The 13,628-nt window shown below is 72.0% G+C and carries 13 protein-coding genes; 2 read left to right on the top strand and 11 right to left on the bottom strand.

The window, feature by feature from the left end; genetic code table 11:
• Positions 1 to 88 precede the first annotated feature (88 nt).
• The 5 genes from ABZ915_RS20870 to ABZ915_RS20850 are packed head-to-tail and all read right to left on the bottom strand — an operon-like array spanning position 89 to position 5,523.
• Entirely contained in the window at positions 89 to 1,552 is a 1,464-nt protein-coding gene (locus tag ABZ915_RS20870) for an HAD-IA family hydrolase (RefSeq protein ID WP_361804878.1), read from the bottom strand.
• Between the two features lie 39 nt (positions 1,553 to 1,591).
• Entirely contained in the window at positions 1,592 to 2,668 is a 1,077-nt protein-coding gene (locus ABZ915_RS20865; protein WP_361804875.1) for an ABC transporter ATP-binding protein, read from the bottom strand.
• Between the two features lie 4 nt (positions 2,669 to 2,672).
• The gene (locus ABZ915_RS20860) at positions 2,673 to 3,491 is read right to left on the bottom strand and encodes an ABC transporter permease subunit (protein WP_361804872.1); all 819 of its coding nucleotides are present in this window, start codon (positions 3,489 to 3,491) and stop codon (positions 2,673 to 2,675) included.
• On the bottom strand, positions 3,476 to 4,375 hold the full coding sequence (locus ABZ915_RS20855; RefSeq protein WP_361804869.1) for an ABC transporter permease subunit: 900 nt from the start codon (positions 4,373 to 4,375) through the stop codon (positions 3,476 to 3,478). Before ABZ915_RS20855 ends, ABZ915_RS20860 begins: the two co-directional genes overlap by 16 nt.
• Positions 4,372 to 5,523, bottom strand: a complete 1,152-nt coding sequence (locus ABZ915_RS20850) for an extracellular solute-binding protein (RefSeq protein WP_361804866.1) — start codon at positions 5,521 to 5,523, stop codon at positions 4,372 to 4,374. The genes ABZ915_RS20855 and ABZ915_RS20850 overlap by 4 nt, the downstream gene beginning before the upstream one ends.
• 211 nt (positions 5,524 to 5,734) lie before the next feature.
• Between ABZ915_RS20850 and ABZ915_RS20845 the strand changes: the two genes are divergently transcribed.
• Both ABZ915_RS20845 and ABZ915_RS20840 read left to right on the top strand, forming a co-directional pair.
• Positions 5,735 to 6,475, top strand: coding sequence for a GntR family transcriptional regulator (locus ABZ915_RS20845; RefSeq protein ID WP_361804863.1), 741 nt, complete (start codon positions 5,735 to 5,737; stop codon positions 6,473 to 6,475).
• 11 nt (positions 6,476 to 6,486) lie between these two features.
• A complete protein-coding gene (locus tag ABZ915_RS20840) occupies positions 6,487 to 6,702 on the top strand; it encodes a hypothetical protein (protein ID WP_361804860.1) in 216 nt (71 codons plus the stop codon).
• Positions 6,703 to 7,127: 425 nt separating this feature from the next.
• On the opposite strand, the gene ABZ915_RS20835 is transcribed toward ABZ915_RS20840, so the two are convergent.
• The 6 genes from ABZ915_RS20835 to rpe form a co-directional block, all read right to left on the bottom strand.
• Complete coding sequence (locus ABZ915_RS20835) at positions 7,128 to 7,580, bottom strand: Lrp/AsnC family transcriptional regulator (RefSeq protein WP_132853566.1); 453 nt, start codon at positions 7,578 to 7,580, stop codon at positions 7,128 to 7,130.
• A 10-nt stretch (positions 7,581 to 7,590) separates the two neighbouring features.
• Positions 7,591 to 9,066, bottom strand: a complete 1,476-nt coding sequence (locus ABZ915_RS20830) for an amino acid permease (RefSeq protein WP_361804857.1) — start codon at positions 9,064 to 9,066, stop codon at positions 7,591 to 7,593.
• Positions 9,067 to 9,296: 230 nt separating this feature from the next.
• Positions 9,297 to 10,739: a GuaB1 family IMP dehydrogenase-related protein gene (locus ABZ915_RS20825; RefSeq protein ID WP_361804854.1), complete on the bottom strand. Its 1,443-nt coding sequence runs from the start codon at positions 10,737 to 10,739 to the stop codon at positions 9,297 to 9,299.
• Positions 10,740 to 10,871: 132 nt separating this feature from the next.
• Positions 10,872 to 11,186 carry a barstar family protein gene (locus ABZ915_RS20820; protein WP_361804851.1) on the bottom strand — a complete coding sequence of 105 codons (315 nt, stop codon included), beginning with the start codon at positions 11,184 to 11,186 and terminating at the stop codon, positions 10,872 to 10,874.
• A 33-nt stretch (positions 11,187 to 11,219) separates the two neighbouring features.
• Positions 11,220 to 12,263: a sugar-binding domain-containing protein gene (locus ABZ915_RS20815; protein ID WP_361804848.1), complete on the bottom strand. Its 1,044-nt coding sequence runs from the start codon at positions 12,261 to 12,263 to the stop codon at positions 11,220 to 11,222.
• Between the two features lie 89 nt (positions 12,264 to 12,352).
• Positions 12,353 to 13,039, bottom strand: coding sequence for a ribulose-phosphate 3-epimerase (gene rpe, locus ABZ915_RS20810; RefSeq protein WP_361804845.1), 687 nt, complete (start codon positions 13,037 to 13,039; stop codon positions 12,353 to 12,355).
• Positions 13,040 to 13,628 lie beyond the last annotated feature (589 nt).

The following is a 13,628-nucleotide window of genomic DNA, read 5'->3' as shown; positions in this document are numbered from 1 at the left end:
CCTGCCGGTGTTACCAGTCGGTAGAAAGTCCGGCACAACCTAGGGGATCTCCCTGGCGCCCGCAAGGGTGACCTGCGGTAACCCCGGGTCAGTGGCCGGGTACGGCGAAGGTGGTGACCACCGCCGCGTGATCGGAGGGCCAGTCGTTCCCGGCGACGTCGGGCCAGGGCCGCGGGGCACCGGTGACGAGGGTCCGCGAATCCAGCACGGTCAGGCCGCGGTGCAGCACATAGTCGATCCGGTCCTGCGGCTCGGGCCGCCCGCTGCCGTCCTCGTGGACCGGATGGATCGGCGACCAGGTGTGACCGGGCTCGGCGGCCGGGTCGGGGTGGGCCTCCCGGAAGGAGTCCCTCAGCCCCGCCTCCTCGGCGGCCTTCGTCACCGGCCACTCGACATCGGGCCGGTCCAGGTGCGAGGGGCAGTTGAAGTCGCCGACGAGGACCACGGGCACGGCCGGCAGGCTCGTCTCGGCGATCCTTCTCAGCGTGTCCCGCATCTGGCCGAGCCGCACCTCCTCGTGGGCGACCAGCTCGGACGCCGGGAGCCGGTCGAAGACCGCCTCGTAGGGCCCGTACGGCGTGTAGTACAGGTGTGCGGTCCACACGTCGACCTCGCGGCCCGGCGCGACCTCGATCCGGACCCCGGCGGCTCCGTAGAAACCGACGTCCGGGTCGCCGAGGCGGGCGGTGACGGGGTACCGGCTGATGACTCCGAGGTTCTCCCCCGCGCGGTGGTGGTGCCAGCCGAGGGCCTCGGCCAGCTCCTGAGCGGCCCTGCCGCCCGTCTCCTGGAGCCCGACGACGTCCGCACCCGACTCCAGGACGGCCTTGAGCTGCTTGGCCCGGTGGTCGTCGATCCGGCCGCCGTCGAGCCACAGGTTCCAGCTCATGACCCGCAGTTCGGACACGATCATGCGTCCCAGCTCCTCGGGTGTGACGCCGACGAGGCTGTCCCGCACGGTCCGTCCCGGGGCCGCGCCGATCGGCGCGAGCGAGGGCACGGCCAGTACGGCGCACCCGGCGGCCTCGGCCGAGGCGACTCCGGTCTCGGTGTCCTCGACGGCCACGCAGGCCGCCGGGTCGACGCCGAGGGCACGGCAGGCGGCGAGGTAGGGGTCGGGGGCGGGCTTGGTGCGGCCGGTGTCGTCGGCGGTGACGGAGACCGCGAAGCGGCCGGCGCCCAGGGAGTCGAGCACAGTGTCGGCGACGGCCCGCGGGGACGCGGTGACCAGGGCGGTCGGCACCCCCGCACGGGCCAGGGCGTCCAGCAGGTCGAGGGCACCGGGGCGGGGCACCACGCCGGTGCGGACGCGGTGCGTGAACTCCTCGTGCAGCACGGCGGCCAGATCGGCCACCGGGGTACCGGTGGCCACGGCCAGCCAGGCGGCGGTGTGCTCGACCGGGCGGCCGAGCACGTCCGGCTGGTCCGCCTCGGTCAGGGGCCGGGCGGCGACGTGTTCCACCGCCTCCCACCACAGCCGCTCGGTGTCGACGAGCGTGCCGTCCATGTCGAACAGGACGGCCTGGAGGGGGAGCCGGGGGTGGGGGGTCACGTTTCTCTCTTCCATGGAAGGCGGGGGTGGCGGTGGGATTCAGCGAGTGCGTTCGGCCACCAGCACGGGCCGCCGCGGCAGCGACACCCGCACGGCGGCTCCGGCGCCGAGCCCGGCGGCCTCGTGCGCGGGCAGGTCGGCCTTCGCCTCGGTGCCGTCGGAGAGCCGTACGGTGACCCGCACGACCGCGCCCAGGAAGGCCGTGGCGAGCACCCGGGCGTCGCCCTCCTCGTCGGCCCGCACCTCGACGGCCTCGGGCCGCACCAGCACATCGACGTCGGATCCGGCCGGTGCCTCGCCGTCGACCGGCAGCCGCTGCCCGAGCACCTCGACCTGCCCCTGCCCGAGCCGCCCCGGGATCCGGCTCATCGTGCCGACGAACTCGGCGACGAAGGCGGTGGCCGGACGGCCGTACAACTCGGCGGGAGCGGCGCACTGTTCGAGCCGGCCGGCCCGCATGACGGCGACCCGGTCGGCGACGGACAGCGCTTCCTCCTGGTCGTGGGTGACGAACAGGGTGGTGATGCCGAGTTCCTGCTGGAGCCTGCGGATCTCCTCGCGCAGGGCCAGGCGCACCTTCGCGTCCAGCGCCGACAGCGGCTCGTCGAGCAGCAGCACGCGCGGGCGCAGGGCGAGGGCGCGGGCCAGCGCGACGCGCTGCTGCTGGCCGCCGGAGAGCTGGTGCGGGAACCGCGTCCCCTTGTCGCCCAGTCCGACCAGCTCCAGCAACTCCGCGGCCCGGGACCGCCGTTCGGCCGTGCGCACCTTGCGCATGCGCAGCCCGAAGGCGACGTTGTCGAGGGCGCTCAGGTGGGGGAAGAGGCTGTACGACTGGAAGACCATCCCGGCGTCGCGACGGTGGGCCGGGACGTGTGTGACGTCCTCGCCGTCCACCAGCACGGCGCCGGAGTCCGGGTGCTCGAATCCCGCGAGCATGCGCAGCGCCGTGGTCTTGCCGCAGCCGGACGGGCCGAGCAGCGCCAGGAACTCGCCCGGCCGCACCGCGAGGTCGAGTCCGTCGAGGGCGACGGTCGCCCCGAACTCCCGGCGCAGACCCCGGAATTCGACGGTGGCGGCCTGGTCCGTGGTGGCCTTCTCAAGGGTGGTGGCGGTCATCGGTTCATCCTCGGGACGCAGCGGTTCGGGTACGCCCGCCGGCACCGGCGAGCGCGAGGAGCAGGGCCCAGGTGACGAGCAGGCTCAGCACGGACACGGCGACGGACATCTGGGCCTGCGAGCCGCCGACGTTGTAGATCCACACGGCGAAGGGCTGGAAGCCGAGCAGCCGGGCCACGGTGAACTCGCCGAGCACCAGCGCCAGCGTGAGGAACGACGCGTTCAGCAGCGCCCCGCGCAGATTCGGCAGCACGGCCCGCACCAGGGCCTGCGGCCAGGAGGCGCCGCAGCTGCGGGCGGCCTCGACGAGGGTGCCGACGTCGATGGCGCGCAGCCCGGTGTCCAGCGCCCGGTACACGAACGGCAGCGCCATCACGACGTACGCGAGGACGAGCACGATCGGGAAGTCCGGGTTCTGGACCGCCACGAACGTCTGGAACAGCGGGGTGCGGGACAGGTGGTCCGGCCCCCACTTCAGGACGGTCGCGATCCCGGCGACGAAGGCGATGGGCGGCACGACCAGCGGCAGCGAGCACACGACCTCGACGAGGGGCCGCAGCCGGGGCGCGCCGAGCCGCAGCGCGACCACGGCGGGCACCATCAGCAGCAGGACGACGACGATGGTGGCCGCGGCCAGCTCCAGCGAGAGCAGCAGGCTGGAGACGAAGCCGTCGGCGGAGACGATCTGGGTGTAGGCGTCGAAGGTGACGCCCTGACCGGGCACGTCGACCGTGAAGATCACGGAGGCGCCCAGCGGTACGAGGAAGTACAGCGCGGCCAGGCCGAGCACGGCCCAGCGCCAGGGGGTCAGGCGTCGAGCCATCGGGCGCTCCGTCGTTGCAGGGGCAGGTACACGGCCATGACCAGGCCCGCGACCAGGACCATGTCGAGGCTGAGGGCGAGTGCCACGTTCTCCTGGCCGACCAGCACGTTGCCGGAGATGGCGTCGGCGATCTGAAGGGTGACCAGCGGGACCGCGCTGCCCACCATCGCGGCGGCGGTGGCGTACGCGGCGAAGGCGCTGCCGAAGAGCAGCACGAGGCCGCCGAGCAGCGAGGGCGCGAGCACCGGCAGGGCCACGTGCCGCCAGTACTGCACGGCGGTGGCGCCGTTGTTCCGGGCCGCTTCGCGCCACTGGGAGCGCAGGCCGTCCAGCGCCGGGCTGATGGTGAGGACCATCAGCGGGATCAGGAAGTACAGGTAGACCAGCACCAGGCCCCAGAAGCTGTAGAGGTCCCAGCCCTTGTCCGTCAGGCCCAGGTGCACGGTCAGCACACCGGCGTTGCCGAGTGTGGCGACGAAGGCGAAGGCCAGCGGCACGCCGCCGAAGTTGGCGAGCACCCCGGAGGCGGTGAGCACGGCCTCGCGCAGCGCCCGGGAGCGCGAGGACACGACGGCCTGCGCGAGCGGCAGCCCGAGCAGGGTCCCGAGGGCGGCGGAGACGGCGGACAGTTCGACGCTGCCGGTCAGGGCGGTGAGGTAGGGGCCCTGAAGGGAGGTGGTCAGGTTCTCGGCGGTGTACGAAGTGGCGCCCGTGGCCTGGTCCTTGACGGTGAAGGCACCGTTCAGCATGGCGAGGGCGGGGATCCCGAAGGCGATCGCGGTGAACACCAGCAGCGGGACGACGGCGAGCCAGCCGGGGGCACGGCGCCGTCGCTTCGGGGAAGCGACGGGCGCCGTGGCCGGCCTGGTGAGAGCGGTGGTCATCCGGAGACGGCCTTCGACCAGCCCTGGGCGATGACCGTCTTGGCCTTGCTCTGCTGGGCCTCGGTGGGGAAGGAGGGCGTGCCGGACACCTTCGGGAGCTTGGCGGCGGCCGTCTTGTCGAGCGTGCCGGCCTTCTCCATGGCGGTCATCAGGGCCGGACGGGCGTACCCCTTGAGCCACAGGTTCTGGCCCTCGGCGCTGTAGAGGTACTCCTGCCACAGGCGGGCGGCCGCCGGGTGCGGGGCGTCCTTGTTGACGGCCTGGGAGTAGTACTGGGAGAACTGGCCGTCGGCCGGGACCGCGACCTTCCAGTCGACGCCCTTGGACTTGAACTCGTCGGCGTAACCGGCGTTCAGGTAGTCCCAGTCGATGCTGATCGGCGTCTCGCCCTTCTCGACGGTGGCCGGGGTCGACTCGACGGGGGTGTAGTTGCCGTTCTTCTTCAGCTTGGCGAAGAAGTCGAGGCCGGGCTGGATGTCGTTGAAGGAGCCGCCGCTCGCGAGGGCGGCCGCGTACACGCCGCCGAAGGCCGAACCGGACTTGGTGGGGTTGCCGTTGAGCGCGACCTGGCCCTTGTACTGCGGCTTGAGCAGGTCCTTGAAGGTGGTCGGGCAGGTCTTGACGCGCTTGGCGTCGCAGCCGATGGAGATGTAGCCGCCGTAGTCGTTGTACCAGCGGGCCTGCGCGTCCTTCTGCGCGGCCGGGATGTCGCCGTACGCGGCCACCTTGTACGGCGCGAGCAGGCCCTGCTGGGCGGCGCTGAGCGCGAAGGAGCTGCCGAGGTCGAGCACGTCGGGGGCCCGGTCCTGGCCCTTGCGGGAGGTCACGGCGTTGATCTCGTCCTGGCTGGAGCCGTCGGGGCTCTCATCCTCGATCTTGATGCCGTACTTCTTCTGGAAGCCGTCGATGAGGGCGCCGTAGTTCGCCCAGTCGCGGGGCACCGCGATGATGTGCAGCTTGCCCTCCTTCTTGGCCGCCTTGACCAGCGCGTCCATGCCGCCGAAGTCGGCGGCGGAGGTGGTGGTCGCGGCGTTCTTGCCGTCGGCGGTGGTCGACGCGTCGTCGGGGGCGGCGCCGCAGGCACTGAGGGCGAGCACGGCGGCGAGGGAGCCGCCAAGGACAGCAGTTCTCGGCAGGGACACGATCACGGTCTCTCCAGGAGTACGCACGAGGGTGGGTGGCGCGAAGAACTTGTCTGAACAAGTTGGGTCACAGTACGCCCGGCGCCAGTGTCCTGTCCGTAAACCGTGAGGAAACTTTGACCCCCTCCTGGCTGCACAATCCAGACTGCTTCAGATCACGCTCAGGTCTCGATTAGGCTGGTCACGCTGTGCACACCGGCCCACTCAGAGGGGAAGCATGACGGCGCGACACGAGGAGATCGCCGATGAACTGCGGCAGGCGATCGACCGCGAGGAGTACACAGTCGGCAGCCGGCTCCCCTCGGAGACCGAGCTCGCCGCGCACTACGGCGTGTCGCGCGGCACCGTCCGGCAGGCCGTCGCGGCCCTCACCACCGAGGGACTCATCGGCTCCCGCCAGGGGGCCCGCAGGACGGTCCTCGCCAGCCGCCGCAGCCAGAGCTTCGAGGAACTGCGCAGCTTCGCGCAGTGGGCGCGGGCGATGGGCCGGGAGGCCACGGGACACGTCGTGGCACAGGAGCACCGCCCCGCGACGAAGGAGGACGCCGTCCGCCTCCAAGTGCCCGGCGGGGCGCCGGTGTTGCACGTACTGCGGGTGCGCGGCCTGGACGGCGAGCCGGTGCTCCTGGAACGGACGGTGTACGCGGACTGGATCGCCCCGGCGGTCGAGGCGATCGAGCCCGACTGCCCCTCGGTCACCCAGCGCCTGTACGACGACACGGGACTGGTCTTCGCCTACGGGGAGCACGTCATCGACGCGGTCGCGGCGGGTGCGCAGGACGCCGAGCTGCTGGGCATCCGCCGCACCAGCCCGCTGCTGCGGGTCCGCCGGGTGACCACGACCCGCGAGGGCCGCCCGGTGGAGTGGTCGGACGACCGCTACCGCTCGGACGCCGTGAGCTTCAGCGTGCACAACTCGATCGGCAACAACGCCCTGGCGCGCAAGACGGCCGACTGAGGAGGTACTCGGTGGACGACGCCCGGATCGCCGGCCTGCCGTACGCCGACGAGCACACGGCACTCGTCGACGCGGAGCCCGAGGCCCTCTGGCGCGGCATCGGTGAGACCCTGGACCGCTCCTTCGGCCGCGCCGGCCCGGCCCGCTACGCCCGCCTGGTCGGATGCGCCGAACGCACGGCGTCCGGCCCCCGGCCGTGGGGTCCGTCTTCCCCGGCTTCCGGGTGACCTCCGCGGATCCCGGGCGGCGGCTGGTGCTCGTCGGCCGGCACCACTTCTCGACGTACGCCCTGATCCTCCGCCTCACCCCGGCAGGCCCAGGGCGCTCCCGGCTGCGCGCGGAGACCAGGGCGCGCTTCCCCGGCCCCCTAGGGCCGGTCGTCACATTCCCGTCTGCCCCGCGACGCCTGGCACGCCCTCTCGCCGCACCGGGCGAAAGCCCAAGTACGTCCAGTACGAGGACTTCCGCCCGGCACGGCGAGAGAACGCACCAGACGCCGCGGGGCCGCCCTTCGGGCGACGACGGGAATGTGACGACCAGCCCTAGGCGCGCTCTACCGGCGGCTGGTGATCGGCACGGGCGGCCACGCGGTCGGCATGCGGCGCCTGCCGGCGGCGATCGAGCGGCGGGCGGTGTGAAGCGCCCGGCCCGGTCAGGTCGGTGACCCCGACGAGAAGCGTCTGAGCAGCGGCGAGAGCACCAGCACCGACTTGGTCCGCTCCACGAACGGCTCGCCCGCGATCCGCTCCAGCACCCGCTCGAAGTGGCGCATGTCGGAGGCGAAGACCTGGACGACCGCGTCCGCGTCCCCGGTGACGGTGGACGCGGCCACGACCTCCTGGTAGCGCTCGAGGCCCCGCTGGATCGTCTCCGGCGAGGTGTTGCGCCGGCAGTAGATCTCGATGAACCCCTCGGTCTCCCAGCCGAGCGCCGCCGGGTCCACCCGTACGGTGAACCCGGTGATGGCTCCGGTGGCGCGCAGCCGGTCCACGCGCCGCTTCACGGCGGGCGCGGACAGGCCGACCAGTTGCCCGATGTCCGCGTAGGAGCGGCGGGCGTCCTCGGCGAGGGCGTGCACGATGCGTTCGTCGAGCTGATTCAGCACAGTGGGTCGATCACTTCTCGGATGATGCGGGTGTGGCGAGTCGGGACCGGCGATAGCCGTACCCGAAGTAGAACACGAGGCCCACCGCCATCCAGACACCGAAGACCACCCAGGTGACGGCGGACAGGCTGCCCATCATCCACACGCAGAGGGCGAGACCCACCGCCGGCAGCACCGGCGACAGCGGCACCCGGAAGGTGCGGGGCATCTGCGGACGCGTCCGGCGCAGCACCACGACGGCGATGTTGACCAGCGCGAAGGCGAACAGCGTCCCGATGCTGGTGGCGTCGGCGAGCTGGCCCAGCGGGATGGCGGCGGCCAGGACACCGCAGAACAGGGAGACGATCACCGTGTTGGCGCGGGGCGCGCCGGTCTTCGGGTGGACCCTGGCGAACACCTTGGGCACGAGGCCGTCCCGGGACATCGCGAAGAGGATGCGGGTCTGGCCGTACAGCACGGTCAGCACGACGCTCGCGATGGCGATGACCGCGCAGGCGGCGAGCAGGGTGCCCCAGAAGGTCTGTCCGGTCACCTCGCGCATGATCTGGGCGAGCGCGGCCTCGGAGTCGTTGAACCGCCGCCAGGGCTTGGCGCCGACGGCGACGGCCGCCACGAGGACGTACAGCGCGGTGACGATGACCAGCGACAGCATGATGGCGCGCGGCAGGTCGCGCTGCGCGTCCTTCGCCTCCTCACCGGCGGTGGAGGCGGCGTCGAAGCCGATGTACGAGAAGAACAGCGTCGCTCCGGCCGCGCTGACGCCGGTCATGCCCAGCGGCATGAAGTTCTCGTAGTTGCCCGAGCGGAAGCCCTGGACGCCGATGGCGCAGAACAGCACCAGCGCGGCGATCTTCACGCACACCATGACGGTGTTGGCCCGTGCGGACTCCTTGGCGCCGCCGAGCAGGAACGCCATGGCGAGGAGTACGACGATCAGCGCGGGCAGGTTGAAGACGCCGCCGTCGCCGGGCGGGGCCGACAGGGCGTCCGGGATGGTGACGCCGATGGTGCCGTCGAGCAGCTCGTTGAGGTACTCGCCCCAGCCGACGGCCACGGCGGCGACCGACACGCCGTACTCCAGGACCAGGCACCAGCCGCAGACCCAGGCGATCAGCTCGCCCATCGTTGCGTATGCGTACGAGTACGAGGAGCCGGAGACCGGGATGGTGCCGGCCAGCTCGGCATAGGACAGGGCCGAGAAGAGTGCCGTGAGACCGGCGATCACGAAGGACAGCGTGACGGCCGGACCGGCCTTGGGGACGGCCTCGCCGAGGACGACGAAGATGCCGGTGCCGAGTGTGGCACCGATGCTGATCATGGTCAGCTGCCACAGTCCCAGGGAGCGCCTGAGGGTGCCTCCCTCGCCCTGTCCACCCTCCGCGACCAGGCGTTCCACGGGCTTGCGACGCATCAGGCGCGCGGCGAGGCCCGGGGACGCGGGGGCGGTGGCTCTGCTGTCGTGCGGGGGTGCGCCTTGGTCGAGCACGCGTGGGCTCCTTCATCGCTGCCGGTCAGGGCGGCGGGGACCGGCGGCATCCCTGCGAGGGCGGGGATCCGACGAGCGGGGTCCCCGCCACACCACGTACAGGTGAGCACCTTATGAGCCGACCCTTCGCGGGCGTAATGCAGCGACCTTGCGCATCCCCGCAAGATCATTGCGTTCATCGCGACGCGGTGCCCATTCGTTGCGCACCGGCTGCCGGCCATTGCGCCCGGTCAGCTCCAGCTGTTGTGCAGCGGCTTGCCCTCGGCGTAGCCCGCGGCGCTCTGGAGGCCCACGACGGCCTTCTCGGCGAACTCCTCCAGGGAGGCGGCGCCGGCGTAGGTGCAGGAGGAGCGGACGCCCGCGATGATCGAGTCGATCAGGTCCTCGACGCCCGGGCGGGCCGGGTCGAGGAACATGCGGGAGGTCGAGATGCCCTCCTCGAACAGCGCCTTGCGGGCGCGGTCGTACGCCGACTCCTCGGAGGTGCGGTTGCGCACCGCGCGCGCGGAGGCCATGCCGAACGACTCCTTGTACGGGCGGCCGTTCGCGTCGTGCTGGAGGTCGCCCGGCGACTCGTAGGTGCCCGCGAACCACGAGCCGACCATCACGTTCGACGCACCGGCCGCGAGGGCCATCGCCACGTCGCGCGGGTGCCGGACACCGCCGTCGGCCCAGACGTGCTTGCCGTACTTCTTCGCCTCCGCCGCGCACTCCAGGACGGCGGAGAACTGCGGCCGGCCCACACCGGTCATCATGCGGGTGGTGCACATGGCGCCGGGACCGACGCCGACCTTGACGATGTCGGCGCCCGCCTCGACGAGGTCACGCACACCCTCGGCGGCCACGATGTTGCCGGCCACGATCGGCACCCGCGGGTCGAGGCCGCGGACCAGCTTGATCGCGCTGATCATCGACTCCTGGTGGCCGTGCGCGGTGTCGATGACGAGCGTGTCCACGCCCGCGTCCAGCAACTGCTTGGCCTTGCCCGCCACGTCGCCGTTGATGCCCACGGCGGCGGCGACGCGCAGCTTGCCCCGCGCGTCGGTCGCGGGGGTGTACAGGGTCGCGCGCAGGGCGCCCTTGCGGGTGAGGATGCCGGCCAGCCTGCCGTCCTTGTCGACGGCCGGGGCATAGCGGCGGTTGGCCCCGTCGAGCCGGTTGAAGGCCTCGGTGGGGTCGATGTCGGCGTCGAGCAGCAGCAGGTCCTTGGACATGACCACTTCGAGCTGGGTGAAGCGGTCGACGCCGGTCAGGTCCCGGTCGGTGACGACACCGATGGGCCGGTGCTCGTCGTCGACGACTACACCCGCGTTGTGCGCCCGCTTGGGCAGCAGGGACAGCGCGTCGGCGACGGTCTGGTGCGGGGCCAGCACGATCGGGGTGTCGAGGACCAGGTGGCGGCTCTTCACCCAGGAGATGACGTCGGTGACGACGTCGATGGGGATGTCCTGCGGGACGACCACCAGTCCGCCGCGCCGGGCCACCGTCTCGGCCATGCGACGGCCGGCGATGGCCGTCATGTTGGCGACGACGAGCGGGATCGTGGTGCCCGTGCCGTCCGGGGCGCTGAGGTCCACGGCCTGACGCGAGCCCACCGCGGAGCGGCTAGGCACCATGAACACGTCGTCGTACGTCAGATCGTAAGCGGGCCGGATGTCATTGAGGAAACGCACGTGCTGCACATCCCAGTCGATCAGAGGCGGCCCCCGGACAGGTCAGCCAGGGGGAAAGAGCACGTACTTCATTCTCCCACGAGGTCCGCCGTGACATCCCCCGACAGAACATCCAGGCTGGTCAGAGGGGTTCTAGGAGGAACCTCCAAGGGTCAGCGCCACGGAGAGCGCCGGGGTCCGGTCCGCCGCCTCAGTGAACACCTCGCGTGCGGTCTTCCACTCCTCGGGGCGGGTCCGCGCGTACCCCTGCCAGTGGCGTACGACGATCAGCAGGCCGCGCTCGACGGCTCCCTCGGGCCAGACCATGTGGTCGGAGAGGCTGTCGGCGAGCGCGTCCCAGTTGCGGCCGAACCAGTCGGGCAGGGCCAGGGCACGGACGCAGCGGTCCATCAGGCCCGCCTTGTCCGTGACCCCGGCGAGGTCGAGTGTGACCACGCGTTCCGTCATTCCGGCACCCCCCAGTCGTGGTGACCGCAGCCGTCAGGCACCGTCGGGGTCCGACCGGTTGAGGGCGGACTTCGGCGTCGGGCCCGCGGTCATCAGGTAGTCCGCCGCGGAGGTGTCCGTCACCAGGCTGGTGACGAGCCCCGAGCGCAGCACCGCGTCGATCGCCGCCGCCTTGCGCTGCCCGCCCGCGATCGCCACGACCTCGGGGATGCGGCGGAGCTGGTCGGCCTTGACCGTGATGCACCGCTCCCCCAGGTCCCGGCCGACCCGGCGGCCATCGGAGTCGAAGAGGTGCGCGGACATCTCGGCGGCGACACCGAGCGAGGCGTAGTGCGCCCGCTCCTCGTCGCTGAGCATGTCGTGGACCGTCGAGATGCCCGGCTCCCAGGAACCGATGGAGACGCAGGCGACCGTGACCTTGTCGAAGTACTCGAAGGCGCGGGCGATCCCCGTCTGATGGCGCAGCGCCCCCGCCGTGGCCGCGTCCGGCAGCAGCATCGGCGCGTAGATGGGGTGCGCGTCGCCGCCGGACACCTGGGCGGCGCGGCGGACCGCCTCGACCGAGCCGCGCTCGGCGGTCCCGGCGTCGTACACGCCCGTCAGCTGCACCACCGTGCAGGGTGGCAGCCGGTCGAGCGCCGCCGCCATGTGGATGGTGGAACGGCCCCAGGCCAGTCCCAGCACATCCCCCTCGTTGACGAGCTCGCCGAGCAGGTCGGCGGCGACCTCCCCCAGGTTCTCGGGGTCGGGTGTCTCCTCGGCCTCGGCCGGGGACTCGACCACTACGGCGTGCCTGAGGCCGTAGCGGGCGCGGAGCGCGTCGGAGCGCTCGGCGTCCAGTTCGGCCGGGACTCGGATCTCGATGCGTACGAGGTCCCTCTCGAGGGCAGTCTCAAGTACCCGGGCCACTTTGAAGCGGCTGACGCCGAACTCCTCCGCGATCTGGATCTTGGACTTGCCTTCGAGGTAGAAGCGGCGGGCCATGGCCGCCGCCTGCACCAGCTCAGCGGGTCCCATCCGCATGGCTGACCGGCCCGCCGACATACCCGACACGGCGATCTCCTCACTGCTGTTCACATTCTGGATTCGCCGTTCATCCTTGCAGATTCGGCGCGCTTGATCTGCCCTGATGGGCGCCGTTCACGTAGCTGTGGCCCAAGGGCCGTCTAGTGGCCGCAGGCCCAGGACGCCTTGGCGGTGGCCGCCTCCGCCTGGGTGCGTAGTGCACGTACTGCTTCTGCCGGGTCCTTCGCCCCGTAGACGGCCGACCCGGCGACGAAGACATCCGCTCCGGCGTCCGCGCACCGCTCGATCGTCGTGGCCGAGACGCCCCCGTCGACCTGCAACCACAGCTCGAGGCCGTGCTTGTCGATCAGCTCGCGGGTGCGGCGGATCTTGGGAAGCATGATGTCCAGGAACGCCTGCCCGCCGAAGCCCGGCTCAACCGTCATGATCAGCAGCATGTCGAGCTCGGGCAGCAGGTCCTCGTACGGCTCGATGGGGGTCGCGGGCTTGAGCGCCATGGCGGCGCGGGCGCCCTTGGCCCGGATCTCACGGGCGAGCCGGACGGGCGCGGCGGCCGCCTCTACGTGGAAGGTGACGGACGAGGCGCCGGCTTCCACGTACTGCGGCGCCCAGCGATCCGCGTCCGCGATCATCAGATGGCAGTCCAGCGGCGTGTCCGTCGCACGGGCCAGGGACTCCACGACCGGCACGCCGAGCGTGAGGTTCGGGACGAAATGGTTGTCCATGACGTCGACGTGGAGCCAGTCGGCTCCCTGGACCGCCTTCGCCTCGTCCGCGAGGCGGGCGAAGTCGGCGGACAGGATGCTGGGGTTGATCTGCGCGGCCATGCCCCAAGCCTGCCATGTTCTTGCACGGTTGTTCGCGCCGGTACGGACCTGGAACACGCACCGGACGCCCGGCCCGGCCCCCAGGCGCCCCACAGGACTCCCGGCCCACCACGGCCGGCGCTCGAAGCGCCTGGTCACGGCCTTGAGGCCGGTCGCACCGACGGTCGCCGCGGCACGGGGGCTCCGACCCGGGTCCGGCACGAGCGGATCGCGACGCCCGTCGCCGCCGCGCGAGCCTGCCGGCCCGACGGAGCAGCGCGTCAGCCGATCCGGCGGACGAAGGGCAACCGGGCCGGCGGAAGACCGCACCGGCCGATCCAGCGGCCCAGCACACCGACCGGCTCGCACACCCCGCACCGGCCGATCCAGCGGACCACCACACCGACCGGCCCCGCACACCCCCGCACCGGCCCGCCCGGCGGTCCCACGGCCGCGGAGGTCTGCCGGTCCGGCGAAGCAGCGCGTCAGCCGGGCCGGCGGACGAAAGGCAGCCGGGCCGGCGGAAGACCGCACCGGCCGATCCAGCGGCCCAGCACGCCGACCGGCTCGCACACCCCCGCACCGGCCCGCCCGGCAGTCCCACGGCCGC

The sequence above is a fragment of the Streptomyces sp. NPDC046915 genome (assembly GCF_040644935.1).
In the GTDB taxonomy this organism is placed as follows: domain Bacteria; phylum Actinomycetota; class Actinomycetes; order Streptomycetales; family Streptomycetaceae; genus Streptomyces.
This window is presented reverse-complemented; position numbering and strand designations above follow the sequence as displayed.

Excerpts from the sequence above, each read along its gene's own strand:
- ABZ915_RS20860 (WP_361804872.1), bottom strand. The coding sequence starts at position 3,491 with ATGGCTCGACGCCTGACCCCCTGGCGCTGGGCCGTGCTCGGCCTGGCC.
- ABZ915_RS20845 (WP_361804863.1), top strand. The coding sequence starts at position 5,735 with ATGACGGCGCGACACGAGGAGATCGCCGATGAACTGCGGCAGGCGATC.
- ABZ915_RS20865 (WP_361804875.1), bottom strand. The coding sequence starts at position 2,668 with ATGACCGCCACCACCCTTGAGAAGGCCACCACGGACCAGGCCGCCACC.
- rpe (WP_361804845.1), bottom strand. The coding sequence starts at position 13,039 with ATGGCCGCGCAGATCAACCCCAGCATCCTGTCCGCCGACTTCGCCCGC.
- ABZ915_RS20855 (WP_361804869.1), bottom strand. The coding sequence starts at position 4,375 with ATGACCACCGCTCTCACCAGGCCGGCCACGGCGCCCGTCGCTTCCCCG.
- ABZ915_RS20820 (WP_361804851.1), bottom strand. The coding sequence starts at position 11,186 with ATGACGGAACGCGTGGTCACACTCGACCTCGCCGGGGTCACGGACAAG.